The 22,196-nt window shown below is 72.0% G+C and carries 21 protein-coding genes; 11 read left to right on the forward strand and 10 right to left on the reverse strand.

What is annotated here, in order from left to right:
* Positions 1–162 precede the first annotated feature (162 nt).
* Entirely contained in the window at positions 163–1,977 is a 1,815-nt protein-coding gene (gene ybaL, locus ASF49_RS19445; RefSeq protein WP_056476931.1) for a YbaL family putative K(+) efflux transporter, read from the forward strand.
* A gap of 4 nt (positions 1,978–1,981) precedes the next feature.
* On the opposite strand, the gene ASF49_RS19450 is transcribed toward ybaL, so the two are convergent.
* From ASF49_RS19450 to ASF49_RS19460, 3 genes are all read right to left on the reverse strand, one after another.
* Positions 1,982–3,460 carry a UdgX family uracil-DNA binding protein gene (locus ASF49_RS19450; RefSeq protein WP_056476933.1) on the reverse strand — a complete coding sequence of 493 codons (1,479 nt, stop codon included), beginning with the start codon at positions 3,458–3,460 and terminating at the stop codon, positions 1,982–1,984.
* Between the two features lies 1 nt (position 3,461).
* The gene (locus ASF49_RS19455) at positions 3,462–4,676 is read right to left on the reverse strand and encodes a putative DNA modification/repair radical SAM protein (RefSeq protein WP_056476936.1); all 1,215 of its coding nucleotides are present in this window, start codon (positions 4,674–4,676) and stop codon (positions 3,462–3,464) included.
* Between the two features lie 97 nt (positions 4,677–4,773).
* Positions 4,774–5,391, reverse strand: a complete 618-nt coding sequence (locus ASF49_RS19460; protein ID WP_056476943.1) for a regulatory protein RecX — start codon at positions 5,389–5,391, stop codon at positions 4,774–4,776.
* Between the two features lie 81 nt (positions 5,392–5,472).
* Here ASF49_RS19460 and ASF49_RS19465 point away from each other — a divergent pair, with 81 nt between their 5' ends.
* The gene (locus ASF49_RS19465; protein WP_056476949.1) at positions 5,473–6,903 is read left to right on the forward strand and encodes a TAXI family TRAP transporter solute-binding subunit; all 1,431 of its coding nucleotides are present in this window, start codon (positions 5,473–5,475) and stop codon (positions 6,901–6,903) included.
* Positions 6,904–6,906: 3 nt separating this feature from the next.
* Here the strand turns inward: ASF49_RS19465 and ASF49_RS19470 are convergent, their stop codons facing one another.
* The 5 genes from ASF49_RS19470 to ASF49_RS19490 all read right to left on the reverse strand — a co-directional run bounded on the left by ASF49_RS19470 (position 6,907) and on the right by ASF49_RS19490 (position 11,855).
* A complete protein-coding gene (locus ASF49_RS19470; protein ID WP_056476952.1) occupies positions 6,907–8,427 on the reverse strand; it encodes a carbohydrate porin in 1,521 nt (506 codons plus the stop codon).
* Between the two features lie 91 nt (positions 8,428–8,518).
* Positions 8,519–9,829: a Gfo/Idh/MocA family protein gene (locus ASF49_RS19475; RefSeq protein WP_056476954.1), complete on the reverse strand. Its 1,311-nt coding sequence runs from the start codon at positions 9,827–9,829 to the stop codon at positions 8,519–8,521.
* Positions 9,830–9,961: 132 nt separating this feature from the next.
* Positions 9,962–10,333: a hypothetical protein gene (locus tag ASF49_RS19480; RefSeq protein WP_056476956.1), complete on the reverse strand. Its 372-nt coding sequence runs from the start codon at positions 10,331–10,333 to the stop codon at positions 9,962–9,964.
* A gap of 96 nt (positions 10,334–10,429) precedes the next feature.
* A complete protein-coding gene (locus ASF49_RS19485) occupies positions 10,430–11,203 on the reverse strand; it encodes a phosphatase PAP2 family protein (RefSeq protein WP_056477116.1) in 774 nt (257 codons plus the stop codon).
* A 121-nt stretch (positions 11,204–11,324) separates the two neighbouring features.
* A complete protein-coding gene (locus ASF49_RS19490) occupies positions 11,325–11,855 on the reverse strand; it encodes a 2'-5' RNA ligase family protein (protein ID WP_056476958.1) in 531 nt (176 codons plus the stop codon).
* A gap of 123 nt (positions 11,856–11,978) precedes the next feature.
* Between ASF49_RS19490 and ASF49_RS19495 the strand changes: the two genes are divergently transcribed.
* The 8 genes from ASF49_RS19495 (at position 11,979) to ASF49_RS19530 (ending at position 18,170) form a co-directional block, all read left to right on the forward strand.
* The gene (locus ASF49_RS19495; protein ID WP_056476959.1) at positions 11,979–12,935 is read left to right on the forward strand and encodes an alginate O-acetyltransferase AlgX-related protein; all 957 of its coding nucleotides are present in this window, start codon (positions 11,979–11,981) and stop codon (positions 12,933–12,935) included.
* A 43-nt stretch (positions 12,936–12,978) separates the two neighbouring features.
* Positions 12,979–13,956, forward strand: a complete 978-nt coding sequence (locus ASF49_RS19500) for a glutathione S-transferase family protein (protein WP_056476964.1) — start codon at positions 12,979–12,981, stop codon at positions 13,954–13,956.
* An 87-nt stretch (positions 13,957–14,043) separates the two neighbouring features.
* Positions 14,044–14,544, forward strand: coding sequence for a hypothetical protein (locus ASF49_RS19505; RefSeq protein WP_056477119.1), 501 nt, complete (start codon positions 14,044–14,046; stop codon positions 14,542–14,544).
* A 198-nt stretch (positions 14,545–14,742) separates the two neighbouring features.
* Positions 14,743–15,636, forward strand: coding sequence for a thioredoxin (trxA, locus tag ASF49_RS19510; RefSeq protein ID WP_056476967.1), 894 nt, complete (start codon positions 14,743–14,745; stop codon positions 15,634–15,636).
* A 28-nt stretch (positions 15,637–15,664) separates the two neighbouring features.
* A complete protein-coding gene (locus ASF49_RS19515) occupies positions 15,665–16,333 on the forward strand; it encodes an LON peptidase substrate-binding domain-containing protein (protein WP_056476970.1) in 669 nt (222 codons plus the stop codon).
* A 27-nt stretch (positions 16,334–16,360) separates the two neighbouring features.
* The gene (locus ASF49_RS19520; protein ID WP_056476974.1) at positions 16,361–16,567 is read left to right on the forward strand and encodes a Trm112 family protein; all 207 of its coding nucleotides are present in this window, start codon (positions 16,361–16,363) and stop codon (positions 16,565–16,567) included.
* A gap of 14 nt (positions 16,568–16,581) precedes the next feature.
* Positions 16,582–17,577, forward strand: coding sequence for an asparaginase (locus ASF49_RS19525; RefSeq protein ID WP_056476978.1), 996 nt, complete (start codon positions 16,582–16,584; stop codon positions 17,575–17,577).
* Positions 17,578–17,774: 197 nt separating this feature from the next.
* Positions 17,775–18,170, forward strand: coding sequence for a hypothetical protein (locus tag ASF49_RS19530; RefSeq protein WP_056476981.1), 396 nt, complete (start codon positions 17,775–17,777; stop codon positions 18,168–18,170).
* Between the two features lie 67 nt (positions 18,171–18,237).
* Here ASF49_RS19530 and ASF49_RS19535 read toward each other — a convergent pair whose 3' ends face one another.
* Both ASF49_RS19535 and ASF49_RS19540 read right to left on the reverse strand, forming a co-directional pair.
* Positions 18,238–18,597 carry an STAS/SEC14 domain-containing protein gene (locus ASF49_RS19535; RefSeq protein WP_056476984.1) on the reverse strand — a complete coding sequence of 120 codons (360 nt, stop codon included), beginning with the start codon at positions 18,595–18,597 and terminating at the stop codon, positions 18,238–18,240.
* Positions 18,598–18,649: 52 nt separating this feature from the next.
* A complete protein-coding gene (locus tag ASF49_RS19540; protein ID WP_056476987.1) occupies positions 18,650–20,908 on the reverse strand; it encodes a primosomal protein N' in 2,259 nt (752 codons plus the stop codon).
* Positions 20,909–21,036: 128 nt separating this feature from the next.
* On the opposite strand from ASF49_RS19540, the gene ASF49_RS24775 reads away from it, so the two are divergent.
* The gene (locus tag ASF49_RS24775) at positions 21,037–22,143 is read left to right on the forward strand and encodes an ABC transporter ATP-binding protein (RefSeq protein ID WP_082511418.1); all 1,107 of its coding nucleotides are present in this window, start codon (positions 21,037–21,039) and stop codon (positions 22,141–22,143) included.
* Positions 22,144–22,196: the final 53 nt, after the last annotated feature.

Genomic DNA, 22,196 nt, shown 5'->3' on the forward strand with positions numbered 1-22,196 from the left:
CCGGTCCGCCTGCCGACGTTGTGCGTCGCGGCACGTGGAGCGATCCGGGACGCGGAATTCCGGGCGCATCGTGGACGTGAGGGCCGATCGCGACTTGCCCCCGCGGGCGTCACGCGGCACGGCCCTGAGAGCCCTTCCCCTCGACCCGGAGATCTCCGACCCGTGCCGCACGCGACAGAGCTGATCGCCATCATCGCCCTCGGCCTCGTGCTTGCCTTCGTCTGCGGAATGCTGGCGCAGCGCCTGCGCCTGCCGCCCCTCGTCGGCTACCTCCTGGCGGGCGTCCTCGTCGGCCCCTACACGCCGGGCTTCGTCGGGAACAGCCAGCTCGCCGGCCAGCTCGCCGAGATCGGCGTGATCCTGCTGATGTTCGGCGTCGGCCTGCACTTCTCGATCAAGGACCTGATGGCGGTGCGCACCATCGCGCTGCCGGGCGCCGTCGTGCAGATCGTGGCGGCCACGGCCATGGGCGGCGCCCTGGCGCTGGCCTGGGGCTGGGGCCTCGGGGCCGGCCTGGTCTTCGGCCTCGCCCTGTCGGTGGCGAGCACGGTGGTGCTGCTGCGGGCGCTGGAGGAGCGCCGGCTCCTCGACAGCGACAAGGGCCGCATCGCCGTCGGCTGGCTCATCGTCGAGGACCTCGCGATGGTGCTCGCCCTCGTGCTGCTCCCCGCGCTGGCGCCGTCCCTCGGCGGGCAGGGCGACGGCGCCGCGCACCATGCGGGGGACGGCAACATCTGGCTCACCCTCGGCCTGACCTTCGCCAAGGTGGGCGTCTTCACCGCCGTGATGCTGGTGGGCGGGCGCCGTTTCGTACCCTGGCTCCTCGATCAGGCGGCGCGCACGGGCTCGCGCGAACTCTTCACCCTGGCGGTGCTGGCGCTGGCGCTCGGCATCGCCTTCGGCTCGGCGGAACTCTTCGGCGTCTCCTTCGCGCTCGGCGCCTTCTTCGCCGGCATGGTGCTCGCCGAATCCGACCTCAGCCATCAGGCGGCGGCCGATTCCCTGCCCCTGCAGGACGCCTTCGCGGTGCTGTTCTTCGTCTCGGTCGGCATGCTGTTCGACCCCGGCATCCTGATCCGCGAGCCGCTCTCGGTGCTGGCGGTGCTCGGTGTCATCCTCATCGGCAAGTCGCTGGCGGCGGTGGCGATCGTCCTCGCGTTCAAGCATCCGCTCGGCACCGCGCTCACCATCGCGGCGAGCCTCGCCCAGATCGGCGAGTTCTCGTTCATCCTCGTCAGCCTCGGCCTGTCCCTGAAGCTCCTGCCGGAGGAGGGGCGCGACCTCATCCTCGGCGGCGCCATCCTGTCGATCACCCTGAACCCGCTCTTCTTCGCGCTGACCGACTGGGTCGGGCGCAAGGTCGCCGAGCGCCCCCGCCTCGCCGCCCGCTTCGAGCGCAAGGGCGCCGAGGCGCTGGCGGTCGCCACCGAGAGCCCGCCCCATCGCGGCCACGCGATCATCGTCGGCTACGGCCGGGTCGGCAGCACCATCGGCAAGGCGCTGAAGGCCTGGGATCTGCCCTACCTCGTCCTCGACCGCGACCGCCGCCGGGTGCTGGACCTGCGCCAGGAGGGCGTCGAAGCGGTGTTCGGCGACGCCACCGCACCGGGCATCCTCCAGGCCGCCGACATCGCCCAGGCCCGGCTGATCGTGGTGGCGACGCCGGAGGCGCACACGGCGCGGCGCATCGTCGAGCTCGCCCGGGAGATCCACCCGGGCATCGACACCCTGGTGCGCACCCACAACGACGGCGAGCGCCGCCACTTCGAGGAGCAGGGCGTCGGCCTCGTGCTGATGGCCGAGCGGGAGCTGGCCTTCGGCATGACCCTCTATGCCCTGCGCAGCCTCGGCCTGAAGGAGGGCGAGGCCCGCATCTTCGTCGACAGCACCCGGGTCGAGAGCCGTTCCGCGCCGATCGAGACCGAGATCGATCAGGGCACGCCGGAGCTGCGCCCCCACAAGGAAGAGGAGGCGTGACGCGTCAGGCGGCCAGGGAGCGCCCGAGGTCGTGGACGCGGCGGAGATCCGCCACGAAGGCCGCATAGGCCTCCGCCTTCGCCTCGTCCGGCAGGCGCAGCAGGTAGGACGGGTGCACGGTGATGAAGCCCGCATAGGGCTTTTCGAACTGCGCCGGCCCCCGCGCCCGGGTGATCGGGATCTGCTTGCCCGTTAGCGCCAGCACGGCGGTGGCGCCGAGCGCCACCACGAGCCTGGGCGCGACGAAGTCGAGTTCCCGGTCGAGCCACCAGCGATAGTGGCTGACTTCGCCGGCGGTGGGCTTCTGGTGAATGCGGCGCTTGCCTCGCTCCTCGAACTTGAAGTGCTTGACCGCATTGGTGAGGTAGGCCTCGCCCCGGGCGATCCCGGCCTCCTCCAGCGCCCGCGACAGAAGCTGCCCGGCGGGACCGACGAAGGGGCGCCCCTGGCGGTCCTCCTGGTCGCCCGGCTGCTCGCCCACGAAGGCGATGGTCGCCCCCACCGGTCCCTCGCCGAGGACGGCCTGGGTCGCGCCGGGCACGAGCGGCTCCGAACGGCGGATGATGGCGTTCAGCGCCTCCAGCGAATCCGGGGCCTGATCGGCCATGGCCGCGACGGCGCGGGCGGGGTTGCGCTTGACGGGCATCTGCGGCTCCCTCTCGATCATGGCGCCCGTGCGCGCCGCCGCCTGCCGGACGAGGCCCGGGATGGCGGCGGTCTCCGGCATGTTGCGCCAGTACTTCTTCGGCATCTCCGCCCGCATCGCGGACAGGTTGGTCCGGGCGGGGTTGAAGGTGCTCTCGTAGTAATCGCGCCAACCCGCCTCGAAGCCGTCCTGGGCCGGTGCGTCCTCGCGTCGCCCCGGCGGTCCGTAGGTCAGCCGCGTGCCGTCCCAGCGGGCGGAGGCCTCCGGCGTCAGGATGGTCCAGTGCAGGCTGCGGAAGCGCTCGACGAAGAACGGCGCGGCGGCACCCAGGATGTGGTGGTCGGGCTCGAACCAGGCGACGAAGCGCTCGGGCTCGCGCGCCTCGACCCGCCGGAAGCGCAGGAAGGCGTGCATCTTGTGCAGGTCGCGGGCGATGGCCTTGGCCATCCGCTCCAGGCGATGGACCAGCGGGTCGCTCGACACCTCCAGCAGCCGGCGCTCGCCGTGCAGGCTGCGCCAGATCAGCTCGTAGAGCAGGGCATAGCGCTCGGGATCGCGGTGGAGCACCACCCGGGCGACCATCGCGCCCACCCCGCGCGGCAGGCTCAGAGGCGCCTCGTCGTCAGGGGACGGCGTCGGGGTCCCGAACAATCCCGGCGCCTCGCCGATGGACCACAGGACCCGCTCGGGGGGGACGCGCCGGCCGGCGAGGCGACGCGCGGCGGCACGGAAGCCGTCGAGGTCGGCGCCCAGGGAGAGGTCGACGGCCTCGAGCGTACCGGAACATGACCCTGCCCCTTCCGCGCAGGGGGGAAGACCTGGGGGCGGCACGCCCATCTCAGAACAGGCTCAGCTGCTGCGGCGGGTCGGCCAGGCGCGCCCGCAGGTCGAGGCGGTCGGTGAGCCCGCCGGCCGGGTGATAATCGGCCGCGATGAGGAAGGGCCGCGCCCGCTTCAGGGCCGAGGTCAGCCGCGCGACGTCGTCGAGGCGCAGGCGCGTATGCCGGCGCGCCCGGATGATCTTGTCCACCGCCCGCGCACCGAGCCCCGGCACCCGCAGCAGCGCCTCGCGGTCGGCGGCGTTCACGTCGACGGGGAAGCGGTGGCGGTGCTTCAGCGCCCAGGCCAGCTTCGGGTCGATGTCGAGGGACAGCATCCCGTCCTCGGTGGCGTCCGCGACGTCGTCCGGCGTGAAGGCGTAATAGCGGAGCAACCAGTCGCCCTGGTACAGGCGGTGCTCGCGCTGGAGCGGCGGCGATGTCAGCGGCAGGATGGTCGAGCCGTCCGGAATCGGGCTGAAGGCCGAGTAGTAGACCCGCTTGAGGTTGTAGGAGCCGTAGAGGAGCGCACTCTTGCGGATCAGCGCCTCGTCGGTGGTGGCGTCGGCTCCGACGATGACCTGCGTCGACTGCCCGGCGGGCGAGAACCGGCGCTTCTCGGCCTTGGCCTCGACGATCCGCTCGCCGATCTGCGCGATGGCGTGCTGGATGACGGCGCCGTCCTTCTCGGGCGCCAGGCGCTCCAGGCTCGCCTCGGTGGGCAACTCGACGTTGATCGAGAGCCGGTCGGCGTAGAGGCCCGCCTCCTCGATCAGCCAGGGGCTCGCTTCCGGAATCGACTTCAGGTGGATGTAGCCGCGAAAGCCGTGGTCGCGCCGCAGGGACTTGGCCACCCGCGTCAGCAATTCCATGGTGTGGTCGGGCGACTTGATGATGCCGGAGGAGAGGAACAGCCCCTCGATGTAGTTGCGCTTGTAGAACTCCACCGTGAGGGTCACGACCTCCTCGACGGAGAACTTCGCCCGCTGGACGTTGGAGGAGCGGCGATTGACGCAGTAGGCGCAGTCGAACAGGCAATAGTTCGTCAGCAGGATCTTCAGGAGCGAGATGCAGCGCCCGTCCGGCGTGTAGGCGTGGCAGATGCCGGCCCCCGTGGTCGAGCCGAGCTCGCCCTTGCCGGCCGTGCGCTTCGGCGCCCCGGAGGACGAGCAGGAGGCGTCGTACTTGGCGGCATCGGCGAGGATGCGCAGCTTCTTGGCGAACATTTCGTCCATGACGAAGAGATGCGCCTCGTTCGTGTTTCGTTCAAGTTTTCGCGCGCGAATCCGGACTTTCTCCGCCGCCGCGATGTCGCAGCCCGGAGCCTCGACCTCACGTGTCCGTCTCGAACGGATCGGTGTCGGGCTCGACCTCGATGACCCGGCGTCCGAGGCCGTAAGGGAAGCCGGCGCGGGCCATGGCGGCGAGATCGCGGTCACGATGGGCCTCGCGGGTCCCGGGCCTGCGCCAAGGGCCGAGGCGCCGCCGCCTGGCATAGGCCCGGGCCGCTTCCTCCTCTAGGTCGACGCCCTCGTCCGCGGTCTCCCGCTCGTTCTCCATCGCGCTGGCCACCTGCTCGCGCGACACGCCCTTGGCGGCGAGCTTGGCCGACAGGGCGCGGGCGGAGGCGCCGCGCCGGCGCAGGGCCGCGAGACGCCCGGCCGTGAAGCGGGCGTCGTCCACGAGGCCGGCGCCGACCGCGCGGGCGACCGTGGCCTCGATCGCCTCGGCGTAAGCGCCCGCATCCTCGCCGCGCAGGCGGCAGCGCTTGTCGACCCGCCGCTTCAGGGTCTGCCGCAGCATCGCCACGGAGGCGCTGTAGCGTTCGAGGTAATGCAGGGCCGCCCGTTCGAGATAGGCGGGCGTGACGGGCGGCGGCGGCTTCGCCTCGGCCCGGCCATCCGAGGCAGCTCCGGCGGGGCGGCGGGACGCAACGTTTCGCGGTGTCATCGGTTCTTCACGATCCGGACGGGGTTCGGGGGTCGGTCTCGCAGATATGGTGATCACGCTGGACAAAGGCTCGTTCCTGCCATGCCGGCCTTTCTCGTGAGACGCGAGTGGCTTCTCGTCCTCCTGGCTCTCGGCTTCGCCGTGGTGGCGGGGATGCTGGTCTACCTGTCGCGCCCGACCACGCTGACCGTGGCGGTGGGCCCCCGGGACGGCGCCGAGGCGACTCTGCTGCAGACCTATGCCCAGGCCCTCGCCCGGGGCCGCGAGGATGTCCGCCTCAAACTGAATTTCTACGACGACGTGCGCGACAGCGCCGAGGCGCTCCAGCGCAACAAGGCCGATCTCGCCGTGGTCCGGCCCGATGTGCTCCTGCCCGAGAACGGGCTCACCCTGGCGATCCTGCACGACGAGGCCCTGCTGATCGCCGCCCCCGAGGCGGCCGGCATCGAGAACTTCCCCGACCTCGCGCGCAAGCGCCTCGGCGTGGTCGAGCGGCACGCCGCCGACCTGCCGTTCCTGACGAACCTCCTCGCCTTCTACGATTTCGCGGCCCACACGGCGGCCGAGCCGGTGCCCGAGGGCGGCCTCGGCCCGGCCCGGGTCGCCCTGGTGCCGCTCACGCCCCAGGAGGTCACGAGCGCCATCGCGGAGGGCCGGGTCGACGCGGTGGCGGTCATCGCCGCTCCGGCCTCGAAGGCGGCGATCTCGACGGTGCGCGCGGTCGAGGCCGCTTCGGCCGAGAAGAAGATCAACTTCGTCGCGGTGCCGGATGGCGGGGCGATCATCCAGCGGATGCCCGAGCTGCAGTCCGTGACGATTCCGGCCGGCACCTTCGGCGGCCGCCCCAAGCGCCCGGACGAGGACGTGAAGACGGTGGGCGCGTCCTACCGGCTGATGGCCCGCGGGGGCGTCAGCCGCTTCACCGTCGCCTCGGTGACCCAGCACCTGTTCGAGTGGCGCTCGAAGCTGGCGCCCCTGGCGCCGATCGCCAACCTGATGAAGGCGCCGGACTTCGATTCCACCGTGGCGGCCACCAGCGCCCGGCTGCCGAACCATCCCGGCGCGGTGGATTACTTCGAGCGCGAACAGCAGACGATGTTCGAGCGCTACGAGGACTACATCTACCTGCTGGCGTTCTTCGGCGGTACCGTCGGCTCCGGCGTCGCCTGGATCGCCCAGCGCCTCGCCCGCAAGCGCCGCGAGCGCATCGACATCGTCCTCGACCGGCTCCTCGACATCCTGCGCGAGGTGCGCGCCGCCACCTGCAAGGCCGATCTCGACGGCCTCGTGCGCGAGACCGACGACCTCGTGGCCGACGTCGTCCAGCACGCCCGCGAGCGCAACATCGACAACCGCACCGTGAGCGCCCTCATCCTCGCCATCGACGCGGTCCACGCCGCGATCAACGACGAGCGGCGCAATCTCGGGGCGGGCGCCACCGAGAGCGGCCGCGCCGTGGATCACGCCCGCACGGCCCGCCTCCTGTCCCTGCATACGCCGGCGGCGGAGTAGCCCTCAGTACCGGATGGTCCCCCGCAGCCCGAACACCGCGGCGTTGCGGATGCGCGCGCCGCTGGCGTCGCGCGGGTTGGGGACGCCGCCGCCGGGCCGGAACACGTACTGGACGTCCGGCTGCAGGGTGACGCCGGGGCCGAGCACCGCCTGGTAGGTCGCCTCCAGCACCGCCTCGCTGCTGCGCCGGGGCGTCGCGACGCCGGTCGCCAGGATCGTATCGGTGTCGAGCCCGCGTGCCTGGGCGGAGATCCGGGAATAGCCGAAGGCGAGGCCCACGGTGTCGTCGGATCGGCCGGGCAGCAGGCCCTTATAGGCGATACCCACGTCGGCATAGAGGTCGACGAGGCTGCGGTCGGCCGGCGAGGCGGAGGCGCGCAGGAACACGCTCGCGCCGTCGTTGGGGTCGTCGGGCTCGCGGTAGACGGTCTGGTCGATGAGGCCGTAGAGGCCCGCCTGTCCGCGGAAGCGGCGGGCGATGCCGCGGCTCTCCGGCGCGGCCAGGGAGGTGCCGGCGCCGTCGAAGCGCAGGCTGTCGAAGCGGCCGAGATGGTACCAGCCGCCGAGCGTCACCGTCCCGGCCTCGCCCGTGCTGCCCGGCGCGATGTTGTAGGCGTAGGAGGCCTCCGCGATCACCAGGGGCGGGTCGTTCGTGCGGAAGTTGGTCCCCGTGCGGTTGCGCCGCTGCGGGTCGGACGCGCCGTCGCCGCGCACCGGCCCGGCCGGATCGCCGTCGAACAGCCCGACCTGGAAGGACAGGTTGGCGTTGGGCACGACCTTCGCGCGCATGCCCGGCACCGCGAGGGGATAGATCGGCCCGCCACTCGGGATCACCACGGCCATGTTGTTGGGCCAGCCGAAGGTGGAATTCACGAACACCGTGCCGGTCTGGGTCACGGCGAACTCGGTGTCGGCGGCGATCTGCCCGAATTTCAGGCCGAACCGGTCGCCGAAGACCTTCTGCTCGAACCACAGCTCGTAGATGCGCGACGCCGGCAGGGCCTCGATGCCGCTGACCGTGATGAGGTTGCCCACCGCGCTGCGCGACAGGCCGGCGCCGTGGATCTGGAACAGGTTGGTGTGGAGCGCGCCCCCGGTCCAGCCGACGAGGGGACCGAGGTCCACGTCGATCTCGAGGTCGAGCAGGCCCTCGGCGATGCCGCGCCGGCGCAGGCCGCCCGAGACGTTGCCGAGGCTCTCGCCGATATAGGTCAGGCTGTAGGTGACGCCACGTTCCTTCAGGAAGGCCCGGAAGCCGAAGGGGTCGCCGAAGGGGCCGAGCTGGTCCTGGATCGAGGTGTCGAGGTTGGCGGACGGACGCGACGAGGTGACGGACTGGGCGACCGAGGTCTGGGGGTCGCCGCCCGCACCCCGCGGCGAGCCGATGGCGCGTCCCTCCAGGGCGAGGCGCGCGGCGATCTCGGCCGGGGTCTCGGCGAGGGCGGGACCCGCCGGCACGCCGATGAGCGCGAGGACGGCGGCGCCGAGCCGTCGCGGGGCAGAGGGGCGGGGCGATGGGGTCAAGGGTCCGGGCGATCCGAGGGCGGTCCCGTGCCGCCCCCGTGGCACACTAGACGGGTTGCGTGACGCCCAGGCAACTGCCCGGCGCGCGGGATCAGCTGGCGGCGTCGAGCTCCGGACCGCGGGTGACGTCGAGGCCGCCCGGCGCGTCCGGCGGCGGGCCGACCGTGACGGGCCGGCCGCTGCGGGCCGCCTCGTAGATCGCCTCCATCAGGACCTGGTCCTGCAGGCCCTCCTCGCCGGGGGTGCGGGGGCGCCGATCCTCCTGGATGCAGCGGGCCATGTGGTCGATCTCCAGGGCGAACTGGTTCTTCTGCGTCAGGATGCGCGTGTCCTGCGATTCCGCCTGCCCGTCCGGCCGCGCCACCACCAGGCGCTGGCCCCGATAGGCGAAGGCGTTCTGCAGGTCGATGTCCGCCCTGTCGGTGTGGACCTGGAGCCGGCGCGACTCGTGCACCCCGTAGCTCGTCATGCACTGGGCGATGACCTGAGAGGGGAAGCGCAGGGTGAAGGAGACCGTCTCCTCGACCTCGCCGAACTTCGGATTGCCCGCGGGCGAGTGGATCTGGGCCTCCACCGAGACCGGCTCCTCGCCGGTGAGCGCGCGCACGCCGTTGAGGCAGTAGAGCCCGATATCCGGCAGGGCCCCGCCGCCGGCCAGGGCCTTCTTCAGGCGCCATTGCTGGGGCAGCCCGGTGGTCTGGCCGTTGAAGGCCTGGATCATCCGCATCCGGCCGACCTCCCCGGAGCGGGCGAGGCGCACGACCTCGCGGTTGTAGGGCTCGTACTGGCAGCGATAGGCGATCATCAGCTTGACCTTGGCCGCCGCGCAGGCCGCGATCATGTCCCGCGCCTCGGCCGAGGAGGCCGCCATCGGCTTCTCGCAGAGCACGTGCTTGCCGGCCTTGGCCGCCGCCAGGACGTCGCCGCGATGCACCGCGTTCGGCGTCACCACGTAGACCGCCTGGACCGCCGGGTTCTGCGCCAGCCGGTCCCAATCGTCGTAGCCGTAGACCGCCTCCGGCGCGATCCCGTACTGCTCGGCCACGAGCTTCGCCTTGGCGGGGGTGCCCGACATCAGCGCGACCGGGCGGGCCCGCTTCGCCTCGCCGAAGGCCGGCAGGATCTCCTCCAGGCTGAGGCGCCCGAGGCCCACGATGGCGAAGCCGACGCGCTGGCCCGGCGGCATCGGGGCGGGCGGCGGCGGGGGCGCCCGGTCGCCGGGGCCGCGCCAGTTCGGGAACATCACCTTGCCGCCCTGCACCGCGCCGGTATCGGCCGGGACCGAGGGCCCCGGCGGCCCCGATTGCGCGCCCGCGCCCGTCGCCCCGAGGGCGAGGCCGGTCAGGGTCGCGCTGCCCGTGCGGAGGAGGTTGCGGCGGGAGAGGGGGATTTCATCCGTCATGAAGCTCGCTGTCGGTTCCGGCGGGACAGGGGCCGCGGGTGGGGAGCCGACGGCCTACTCCCTCGGGAACGTCACGGCGAGAAACGCGGTTCCGGCGGTGCCGGGGCCTGCGCCACCGGACCGCTGGGGCGCTCATGCCCCGTCGCCCCGCGCGGCCAGGCGGGCCCGCAGCGACGCGATCTCCGCGTGCGCCGCCCGAAGGTCGCGCATCAGGCCGATGGGGATCGGCACCGCGGCGGGCGGGTCCGGCACGAACCGGACGCCGACGCAGTCGTCGCCGCGCCAGATCAGGCGCACCGCCCGCGTCTCCTGGGTCTTGCGGATGTGGAGATCGAAGATCTCCGGCAGGGGCACGCCGTCGCTCAAGGCGAGACGGAGACCGTCCGGACCGCTGTCGCGCACCAGGCAGGCGGTGTCGGAAGCGAAGGAAGCGATGCGGATATCGGCGCCGAGGAGGCTCCGCAGCCGCTGTCCGGCGCGCCGTTCCTGCTGTCCCAGAAACATGGGGTCATCTCCGGAGGTTGTATCCTTCGATAACATGGTTGTGAGGGGTCGGTGCCCTTCCGCAGGCGGCACGGGCCGCGAAATCCGACGCTATGGTTAAGGCGTCCGCTCCGGCTCCCCATGCCGGGTCGGGGCCTCGACCTCCCCGCGCTGCTGCAGGACGAGGGCCACGAACCAGCACAGGGCGGCCCAGGCGGCCCCGACGCACCAGCCGGCGACCACGTCGCTCGGCCAGTGCACCCCGAGATAGATCCGGCTGATGCCCACCAGCAGCGTCATCGAGACGCCGACGGTGAGCACGAGGATCTTCACCCCGCGCTGCCGGTCCACGCGGGCGATCAGGCTCGCCAGGGTGAGGTAGGCGATGGCCGACATCATCGCATGGCCGCTGGGGAAGCTCGCGGTGAACACCTCCATCCCGTGCGGCACGAGGTCGGGGCGGGGCCGGTGGTAGAACAGCTTGAGCACCGTCGAGGCGATCTCGCCGCCGCCGATGGCGGCGATCACGAACACGGCGATGCGCCGGCGCCCGGTCATCGCCAGGTAGGCGCAGGCCGCCGTGGTCACGAACACGATGGTGAAGACGCTGCCGAGTCCGGTGATGTCGCGCATGGTCTCCTCGAGCCAGCGCGGTCCGATCGGGTCGGAGAGGTCGGCCGGGTTGCGCAGGGCCAGCAGGACCTTGCGGTCCAGCGCCTCGGTCGAGCCCTCGCCGACCTCGTTGGCCAGGGCGAAGAAGCCGTAGCCGAGGAGGCTCACCGCCAGCAGCGCCAGGACCGGGCCGACCTCGTTGAGGCGCAGGGCCAGGCGCAAGGCATTGGCCCGGGTCACGAGCGGGTTGTTGCGGTAGCCGGAGGGCAGGGCTTTCATGCGGGCGTCTTCGCGAATGCGTCGTTGGGGGAGCCGGATCGGCCCGGCATAGCGGATCGGCGGGGCGGTCTCCATCCGTGCGGCCTCCATCCGGGCGGCCTTCGTCGGAGCGGGCTCGGCACTACCCGAACGCGAAGCTGGCGCGTCGCTCCCAGGGGCCGCCGAGGTAGCGCCAGAGCAGCAGGCCGGGCGCGGTGAAGCGGAACGGCACGAACTCCGCCTCCAGCGCGGCGTGGAGCGCGCGGGCGGTGGCGGGATCGACTTTGTTCTGCACCGTGACGTGCGGGCGCCAGCCCTGCCGGTCCTGCGCGGTCAGACCCTCGCTCGAGGTCTCGAAGGCGTCGGCGAGCCGCGCCCGGAAGGCCGAGAGGGCGTCGGAGGCGAGCACGAAGGCGACGCCGCGCCCGATGAAGCGCAGGCCTGTGACCGCGACCTCGGGGGGCGCCTGGGTCCGGGTCATCGCCGACAGGGTCTCGACGATGCCGGGCTCGTTGGGACCGGGCAGGTGGTGGAACAGGGTCGCGTGGGCGGGGATGTGGTTGAGCGCCTGCGGGAAGTGCCGGCGGCGCAGGGCGTCGAACCGCGCGAAGGTATCGGGATCCATCGCGAGCGTGAGGATCAGCGGGTCGGGCGTGGGCGTGCGGTCTGTCATGGTCCGATCCGGCGTGAGGCAGGGGAGATGGCGCGGGTGGGAGGCGCGTCCAGGACCCGGACCCGCGACTCGGGCCCGCCGCCCGGCCTGTTCAGGGCCGCCCGGGCCGGCTAGAGAGCCCCGATGCGGCGCAAACACCGGGAAATCGTCCATGTGGGGCGCGAAGGCTGGCTCTTCCTGATCGGAGGCACGAACGGTGTCCTCGAGCAGTACCGCGCCACCCTGTCCCGGTGGTGGCGCCTGCGCGGCTGGGTCCGGCTCATCGAGGCGCGGGCCGCCCGGGCCCGGGCGCTCGGCATCCGCTACGTCCACGTCGTCGTGCCAGAGAAGCTGTCGGTCTACGACGACCGGACCCAGGACCTGCGCTTCGATCCGCGCCGGGCGCCCACCCGGGTGCTGGCCCGGCGCCTGATCAACAACCCCCACTACGTCGACCTGCTGGCGCCGATGCGGGCCGCGCGCGACGGCGCGGTGCCGCTCTACTACCGCACCGACACCCACTGGAACTACGAGGGCTGCCGCCTCGCCTACGGGGTGCTGATGCGGGCCTGCGGCGCCGTGCCCCCGGCCGATCTCGACGCCCGCGAGCGCTACGAGACCACCCGGGTGCGCGACCTGGGCGAGAAGATCCCGGAGAAGCCGATCGAGACGGCGAGCCACGCGGTGCTCGACCGCGACGCCCACCGGACCTATGCGAGCCCGCTGGTGGCCGCCTACGAGGCCGCCGGCCGCGCCCCGGACCTGCATGTCGGCGCCCATGTCTGCTTCCGGAACGAGCGGCCGGACGTCGATCCGCGCACCCTGGTGCTGTTCGGCGATTCCTACGCGCATTTCGCGCCGATCATGCTCACCGGCATCCTGGCCGAGAGCTTCCGCGAGGTTCACTTCGTCTGGTCGTCGAGCATCGACTGGGGCTACGTCGAGCGCGTGCGGCCGGATCTCCTCGTGTTCGAGATGGCCGAGCGCTTCGTCACCCGCCTGCCCGACGACACCTTCGACATCGCGACCTACCAGAAGGGCGTCCATCTCGACGCCGCCGCGCCCGCCGCCGCACCGGAGGGACTGTCCGCCGAGGCCTGAGCGCCCATCTTTCCGCGCATCGGGATCGCGGGAAGGATGTATCATGGGGCTGCTCGTCGACGGCGTCTGGCAGGATACCTGGTACGACACCAAGGAGACCGGTGGCCGCTTCAAGCGCACGGACGCCAAGTTCCGGAACTGGATCACCGCCGACGGATCCCCCGGTCCGAGCGGGGAGGGCGGGTTTCCGGCCGAGGCCGGGCGCTACCACCTCTACGTCTCGCTGGCCTGCCCCTGGGCCCACCGCACCCTGATCGTGCGCGCCCTGAAGGGCCTGGAGGAGGCGATCTCGGTCTCGGTGGTCGATCCGCACATGGGCCGGGAGGGCTGGGTCTTCGGCGAGTCACCCGGCGCCACGCCCGACACGGTCAACGGCGCGACCCGCCTGTACGAGGTCTACCTGAAGAACGATCCCGGCTTCACCGGCCGCGTCACCGTGCCGGTGCTGTGGGACAGGCGGCGCGGCGCCATCGTGTCGAACGAGTCGGCCGAGATCATCCGCATGCTCGACGGCGCCTTCGGGAGCGCCGGGCCGGACCTCTACCCGGCCGACCTCGCGGACGCGATCGACGCGGTCAACGCCCGGGTCTACGACGCCGTGAACAACGGGGTCTACAAGGCGGGCTTCGCCACCGACCCGGACGCCTATGCCGAGGCCTTCACCGCGCTGTTTACCGAGCTCGACGCCCTGGAGGCCCGCCTCGACACGGCGCGCTACCTCTGCGGCGACCGGCTGACGGAGGCGGACATCCGGCTGTTCACCACCCTGGTGCGGTTCGACGCCGTCTATGTCGGGCACTTCAAGTGCAATCGGCAGCGCATCGCCGACTATCCCAACCTGTCGAACTATCTGCGCGACCTCTACGCCCTGCCGGGGGTCGCCCGGACGGTGAACCTCAGCCATATCAAGCGGCACTATTACGAGAGCCACCCGACCATCAACCCGACCCGCATCGTGCCCCTCGGGCCGGCCCTCGACTTCGAGGCCCCGAACGACCGCGCCGCGCGCTTCCCGGCCTGAACGCCGGACCCGGCCCGCCAGAACCCGGGACCCTGCGCGTCCGCAGACCCTCGACGAACCGACCCGCAGCCTTACATCGGAACCATGATGCGCCTCTCGCCCGCCCGCCTCGTCCTCGCCGCCGCCCCGCTGCTCGCGGCCGCTCCCGCCCTCGCCCAGACGGCCGTCAAGCTCGAGGGCCGCTGCGAGAAGCTCGTGATCGCCGGCAAGGACGTCTCGGGCACCTGCAAGAACACGCTGATGAACACGGTCTCGCGCAACCGCACGAGCTTCGACTTCGCGGCCGAGGGCCGGGCGCTCAGCTTCAGCGGCAACGGCGCCCAGCAGGAGCGCACGGAGGAGACCGACCCGCTCCAGCCGATCAACCTCGTGATCCCGAGCGAGACGACGAAGGACGGCGTGGCCCAGGGTCCGCTGGTCGCCGTCGGGTCCTGCGCCTTCAGCACGCCGGAGCCGGGCAAGACCGCGATCACCTGCGAGGCGAACGCCGCCAAGGGCACCTATCAGGGGGTCTTCGTGACCGATGCCAAGGCGCCGGATGCCAAGGCGCCGGATGCGGGCCGGACCGGCGGGAGCGCCCCTCGCTAGGGAGGCCGGTCCCTCGCCGGGCGGGGCCGAGCCCGTCCGGAGGAAGCCGGAGACGGGCCGGGCCGGGACACGGGTGCGATCGCGTGTGGACGTCCGCTCTGGTCCGAGCGCGCGGAGTTCCCATCTCTTGACGCAGGACGGGACGGGTGGCCAGACCCGGACCCTCCCACGGATCCATACGAAGGCCTTGAGGACGTTATGCTGAACGATGCGCCGGTGCCGGGCGGGACCACCAAGGACGTGACCACGGCGAGCTTCCGCCAGGACGTGATCGCCGAGTCGATGCAGCAGCCCGTGCTGGTCGACTTCTGGGCGCCGTGGTGCGGCCCGTGCAAGCAGCTCGCCCCCGTGCTGGAGAAGGTCGTCGAGGGCTCGGCCGGGAAGGTGAAGCTCGTCAAGATGAACATCGACGAGCATCCCTCCATCGCCGGACAGCTCGGCATCCAGTCGATTCCCGCCGTGATCGCCTTCGACAAGGGCCAGCCGGTGGACGGCTTCATGGGGGCGGTGCCCGAGGCCCAGATCAAGGAATTCATCGCGCGGCTCGCAGGCCCGGCCGGCCCGACCCCGATCGAGGAGGCGATGTCGGAGGCCGAGGCGCTCCTCGGCGTCGGTGACGTGGCGCAGGCCGCCCAGCTCTACGCCGCCGTGCTCGCCGAGGAGCCCGAGAACGTCGACGCCATCGCGGCGCTCGCCAAGATCCAGCTCGACCTCGGCGACCTCGAGAACGCCAAGCAGCTCGTCGCCATGGCGCCGCCCGAGAAGGCCTCCCATGCCGGCCTCGCCAGCGTGCGCGCGGCGATCGAGCTCGCCGAGCAGGCGGCGGCCCTCGGCGACCTCGGCACCTTCCAGGCCCGGATCGAGGCCGACCCGAACGATTTCCAGGCCCGCTTCGACCTCGCGCTCGGCCTCAACGGCCGCAACATGCGCGACGAGGCGGTGGACCAGCTGATCGAGATCGAGCGCCGGGACCGGACCTGGAACGAGGGTGCGGCGCGCAAGCAGCTCCTCACCTTCTTCGAGGCCTGGGGCCTGATGGACAAGGCCTCGATCCGCGGGCGGCGACGCCTGTCGACCCTGGTCTTTGCGTGAGGCCGCGAACCAACCGCAGGGGAACACGATGAGCACGCATGCGGGCTACAAGGGACCGGCCGACTGCCCCGGAGTGATTCCGGTCTTCCCGCTGCCCGGTGCGCTGCTGCTGCCGCGCGGACAGATGCCGCTGAACATCTTCGAGCCGCGCTACCTCGCCATGATCGACGACGCCCTGCGGAGCGACCGGATCATCGGCATGATCCAGCCGGACGTGGAGGCGGGCTCGTCGCCGATGACGCCGAAGCTCTTCCGCGTCGGCTGCGCCGGGCGGATCACCCAGTTCGCCGAGACCGGCGACGGGCGCTACCTCATCTCGCTCACCGGCATCAGTCGGTTCCGGGTCGAGAGCGAGCTCGCCACCACCACCCGCTACCGCCGCTGCCAGGTCTCCTACGACGACTTCGCCACCGATTTCGAGGCGCGGGCGGGGGAGGAGGCGGTGAACCGCGAGGGCGTGCTGAAGGCCCTGCGCGACTTCGTCGAGGTCAACGACCTCAAGGTCGACTGGGCCGGCATCGAGGAGGCGCCCAACGAGGCGCTCGTCAACGCCCTCTGCATGATGAGCCCCTTCGGCGCCCGCGAGAAGCAGGCCATGCTGGAGGCGGCGGACCTCAAGACGCGGGCCGAGGTCTTGATTGCGGTCACCGAAATGGAGTTGGTGCGCGGGTCGGGCTCCGAGCCCACCCTGCAGTGACCCCGTTCCGCGAAGGATACGCCCCAGATGGCCGATGACACCCCGAGCCCCGTCGAGGCCACCCGCGTCGACCCCAAGCTCCTCGAACTCCTCGTCTGCCCGCTGACGAAGGACACCCTCGAGTACGATGCCGGCCGCCAGGAACTGGTGAGCCGCTCGGCGCGCCTCGCCTACCCGATCCGCGACGGCATCCCGATCATGCTGCCGGAAGAGGCGCGCGCGCTGACCGACTGACCGGGTCCGCCGGCATGACCGATCGCCCGACCGTCGCCATCGTCGCCACCGGCGGCACCATCGCGATGAAGAACGATCCCGTCACGGGGGCTCCGGTCCCCGCCCTGACGGGGGCCGACCTCGCCGCCGCGGTGCCGCGGCTCGACGACCTCGCGCGGATCGAGGTGGTGGAATTCGCCAACCTGCCGAGCGCCTATATGGGCCCGGACCTCTGGCCGGACCTCAGCCGCACGGTGGCGGGCCTGCTGGCGCGCTCGGACATCGCGGGCGCGATCGTCCTGCACGGCACCGACACCCTCGACCAGACCGCCTATTTCCTCGACCTGACGCTCACGAGCGACAAGCCGGTGGTGATGGTGGGCGCCCAGCGCAACGCCTCCGAGGCGGATGCCGACGGCGCGCGCAACCTCCTCAACGCGGTCCGGCAGATCCTGGCCCAGGGCGCGCGCGAAGATCTGCGCGGGCTGGGCGTGACGGTGACGCTCAACCACAACATCAATGCGGCCCGCGAGGTGCGCAAGTCCCACACCAACAACGTCGAGACCTTCCAGTCCGGCGAGGCCGGCTTCCTCGGCCACGTGGACGAGGACCGCGTGGTGTTCGCCCGCAGGTCCCTGCGCCGCCAGACCCTGCCGCTGCCCGACCGGCTCGCCCGGGTCGAGATCGTGGCGATGGCGGCCGGCGGCGACGGGCGCCAGCTCCGCCACGCCGTGGCGGACGGGGCCGAGGGCGTGGTGATCGCCGCCTACGGCTTCGGCAACGTCAACGAGGCCCTGTACGACGCGGTGGTGGAGGCGATCGCCGCCGGCGTCACCGTCGTGGTGGCGAGCCAGGTTCCCCACGGCCGGGCGCTCCCGGTCTACGGTTTCAAGGGCGGTGGCAGCACGCTGCGCGCGGCCGGCGCGGTCTTCGCCGACGATCTCACGCCGGACAAGGCCCGTGTCCTGGCGCTGCTCGCCCTGCCGGTCACGCGCTACCGCCAAGCATTGCAGGCGTATTACGACCGATAACGCCAAGCTCTGCCGCGGTCATGGCCCGTTCAGGCACCCTCGGCAATAAGTCTCATCATCGAATTGTGGGGCCTGTCATAATCTTGCCGCTTCGGCGGATATGATCAGGGCATTCTCACTCCATCGTCTGCTTGCACAGCCGTTGCGCCGCCCTGCGGCCGCGGCTCGGGCGGACGCTTATTGCCGAAGGATGATGCATGTCCAAAGTTGCGGTGGTTCTGGCGCTCGGAGCCGGCCTGTCCTCGCCCGCGATGATCCCGGCCGCCGCCCGAGACGGCGGAAACTTCAACGGGACCTGGTCGGTGGAACTCGTCACCGAGAGCGGCATGGTCTGCGACAGCCGCTACACCTACGGGGTCTCGGTGCAGGAGGGGCAGGTGCGCCTCACCTCCGCGGCGGCCGGCGCCACCCTGAACGGCCGCGTCGGGCCGGACGGCACGGTCGGCCTCAACGTCTCGAACGGCACCGCCTCGGGCGCGGTCTCGGGCCGGCTCCAGGCCCAGAGCGGCGGCGGCACCTGGAAGGTCTCGTCCCTGTGCTCGGGCCGCTGGACGGCCCGTCGTCACACGACGCGGACCGCCCAGGCGGAGTAGGGCCGGGCGGGACCGCGTCCCGAGGCGAGCGAGCCTCGGCCGCGCGGCCCCTGGGCATCCCTTCTCGTCAGGCGGCCGCCAGCCACTGGCGCGCTTCGTCGATATGCGCGCGGTCGAAGGTCTTGATCTGGGCCGGCGAGACCTTGCCGAAGGTGTCGGCGATCATCCGCAGCCAGGAGGCGTCGGTCACCAGGGCGACGTGGCTGACGCCCTTCATCATGGCGAGGCCGAAGCGCGGGTCCTTGAAGAAGGCGGCCGGCTCCATGCCCTTGAAATCGCGCACGTCTTCCAGGAGCTTGATCTTGCCGCCCTTGTCGAGGTCGGCCTGCATGGCCGAGATCACGGTGTTCATCTCGGCATCGGTGATCTGGCCATCGACCACGATCTCGGCGACGCTCGAATCCGGCTTCTTGGTGTAGGTCAGCACGTGTGGCACTCCTGAAGGGTCGAACGCGACCCGAGCGAACGTCGAAGCAGCGTTATAGGAAACTCTGCGGGTCCACGTCGATGGCGACCTTCACGTTGCCGCGAACCTTGGGGCCGCGCGCCAGCCAGTCGCGCAGGTAGCTCTGTAGGTCGACGGCGCGCTCGGTCTTCACCAGCAGCCGGAAGCGATAGCGCCCGCGGATCAGCGCCAGCGGCGCCTCGGCCGGCCCCAGCACCATCACGCCCTCCGGCGGCTCGGCGGCCCGGGCCAGGGCCTGCCCGTGGGCCTCGGCGACCTCGCGCTCGTTCGCCGAGACGATGAGGGCGGCCAGGCGCCCGAAGGGCGGCAGGCCGGCGGCCTCGCGGGCGCCGATCTCCTCCTCGTAGAAGCGCTCCGAATCCCCCGAGAGCAGCGCGGCGATCACCGGATGCTCCGGCTGGTAGGTCTGGAGCAGGGCGCGTCCCGGCTTCTCGCCGCGCCCGGCGCGCCCCGTCACCTGCTGCAGCAGCTGGAAGGTGCGCTCGGCCGCCCGCGGGTCGCCGGAGGTCAGGCCGATATCGGCGTCGAGGACGCCGACCAGGGTCAGGTGCGGGAAGTTGTGGCCCTTGGCCACGAGCTGCGTGCCGATGACGATGTCGCAGCCGCCCTCCGCCACCGTCTGGAGTTCGGCCCGCAGGCGCTCGGCCCCGCCGGGAAAGTCGCTCGACAGGACGATGACGCGCTTCTCCGGGAAGAGCTCGGCCACCTCCTCGGCGATGCGCTCCACCCCGGGGCCGCAGGGGGTGAGGTTGTCGAAGGTGCCGCATTCCGAGCAGGAATCCGGGCGCCGCTCGGCATAGCCGCACTGGTGGCAGACGAGCGCCCGGCGGAAGCGGTGCTCCACCAGCCAGGTCGAGCAGTTGCGGCACTGGTAGCGGTGGCCGCAGGCCCGGCACAGGGTCAGCGGCGCATAGCCCCGCCGGTTGAGGAAGAGCAGGGCCTGGTCGCCCGAGTCCACGGTCTCCCGCACGGCCGCCACCAGGGCCGGCGCGATGAAGCGTCCGCGCTCGGGCTTGTCGGCCCGCATGTCGATGGCGGCGATGTCGGGCAGGCGCCGGCCGCCGAAGCGCTCGGGCAGGGCGATGCGGCGGTAGCGGCCCCGCTCGGCATTGACCCGGGTCTCGATGGAAGGGGTCGCGGAGGCCAGCACCACCGGGCAGTTCTCGATCCGCCCGCGCACCACCGCCATGTCGCGGGCGTGGTAGTGCACCCCGTCCTCCTGCTTGTAGGCGGCCTCGTGCTCCTCGTCGACGACGATGAGGCCGAGATCGGCGAAGGGCAGGAACAGGGCCGAGCGCGCGCCCACCACCACGGCGATCTCGCCCGCCGTGACCCCGGCCCGGATGCGCTCGCGGCGCTTGGCCCCGATGCCCGAGTGCCAGGCCGCCGGGCGCGCACCGAAGCGCTCGGCGAAGCGGTCGAGGAACTGCGCCGTCAGGGCGATCTCGGGCATCAGGATCAGGGCCTGATGGCCGCGGCGGACGCAATCGGCCACCGCCTCGAAATACACCTCCGTCTTGCCCGAACCGGTGACGCCCTCCAGCAGGACGGTGGGTGCCTTCGCCTCGGCCCCCGGCGGCGGCACCTTGCCGTCCGCGGCGGCGGGCGCCGGCAGGGGATCGCCGATGGCGTCCGTGGGCGCCGGCGCGTCGGGGCCTGGGTTCATCAGCGCGACGAGGTCCCGCACCGCCGCCTCCTGCGCCTCCGAGAGGGGCACGCGGGCATGGTCCGGGTCCGGCGGCAGGGCGACGGGCTCGGGCGCCAGGGCCACCGCCTCGAGGGCGCCGTCATCGATGAGACCGTCGACGACGCTCAGGGAGACGCCGGCCTCCTTGGCGAGCGCGCTCTTGCCCCGCATCGCCCCGTCGGCCGCCACCGCCAGCACCTTGGTGCGGGCCGCGGTCGGCCGGGACGGGGCCTTGCCGGAGGCCCGGACACCGACCCGCACGGTCTCGGTGAGGGCGGCCTCGTCGGGCAGGCGCAGGGCCATGGCGAGCGCCGAGCCCTTCGGCGCCAGGGTGTAGCGGGCGAGCCAGTCGACGAGCTCGCGCAGGGCATCCGGCAGGGCCGGCACGTCGATCCGGCCGGTGACCGGGCGCAGGTTCGAGCCGCCGGGGCTCTGGCGCACGCCCCAGACCACCCCCACGGTCTCGCGCGGCCCGAGGGGGATCTGCACGACCTCGCCGACCGAGAGGTCGAGCCCGGCCGGCACGGCGTAGCTGTAGGCGCTGTCCAGCGCCAGCGGGATCAGGATCTCGGCGACGCAGGGCATCGGGCGGGGCTTTGACGGAACATAACCGGAATATAGGTGCAACCGGGCCTCAACGCGATGGTGCAGGTGGATTGCCTCCGAGCCGCATTGGCTCCTAAGCAGCGCAACCCCGCATCGACCCGGATCCGATGACCCGTCCTGCCGAGCCCTCAGCGATCGACCCGCCGTCCCTCGACCTGCCGCGCCTCGACCTGCCGCGCCTCGACCTGCACGGCATCGGGCTGCGCTTCGGCGCGGTGCGGGCGCTCGCGGACGTCTCGCTCCAGGTCCGGCCCGGCGAGATCCTCGCCCTGCTCGGCGATTCCGGTTGCGGCAAGAGCACGCTGCTGCGGGCCATCGCCGGGCTGGAGCAGCCGGAGACGGGCACGGTCCGCCTCGACGGCGCCCTGGTGAGCGAGGGCGGCCGCGGCGTCGCCCCCGAGGCGCGGGGCGTCGGGCTGATGTTCCAGGACTACGCCCTGTTCCCCCACCTCACGGTGGCCGAGAACGTCCGCTTCGGCCTGCACGGGAAGCCCGCCGCCGAGGCCCGCGCCCTGGCGCAGGCCCGGCTGGAGCAGGTCGGCCTCGCCGACCGGGCCAGGAGCTATCCCGGCACGCTCTCGGGCGGCGAGAGCCAGCGCGTGGCCCTGGCCCGCGCTCTGGCCCCGGGGCCGCGCGTCCTCCTCCTCGACGAGCCGTTCTCGAATCTCGACCGGCGTACCCGCGACCGGGTCCGCGACGATACCCTGGCGGTCCTGCGCGCCAGCGGCGCCACCACGCTCCTCGTCACCCACGACCCAGAGGAGGCCTTGGGATTCGCCGACCGCATCGCCCTGATGCGGCGGGGACGGATCGTGCAGGTCGGCACCGGACCGGACCTGTATCTCCGCCCCGCGACGCGGTTCGCGGCCCGCTTCTTCGGCGATTGCGTCGAGTTCGACGGCACCTGCCGCGACGGCGCCGTGGCGACGCCGTTCGGGCCCGTCCCGACGCCGGGCCAGGCGGAGGGCGCCGCCATCACCCTCGGCCTGCGCCCGGAGGCGATCCGCCTCGATGCGCCGGGCGCGCCCCTGCGGGCCGTGGTGCGTGCGCGCCGCTTCCTCGGAGCGGGCGCCCTCCTGACCCTGGCGGTGGAGGGCCTCCCCGAGCCCCTGCGCCTGCCCGTCTGCGCGGACGACCCGCATCGTGCGGGCGAGACCGTGGGCCTGACCTTCGACCCGCAGCGCTGCTTTATTTTTGCCCGGGAGGCGGATTAAAAGATCGACGGGGTGTGAAGTTCTATTGAGTGCGCGGCTTTAGTTTTGAATTG

It is taken from the genome of Methylobacterium sp. Leaf104 (assembly GCF_001422885.1).
In the GTDB taxonomy this organism is placed as follows: Bacteria; Pseudomonadota; Alphaproteobacteria; order Rhizobiales; family Beijerinckiaceae; genus Methylobacterium.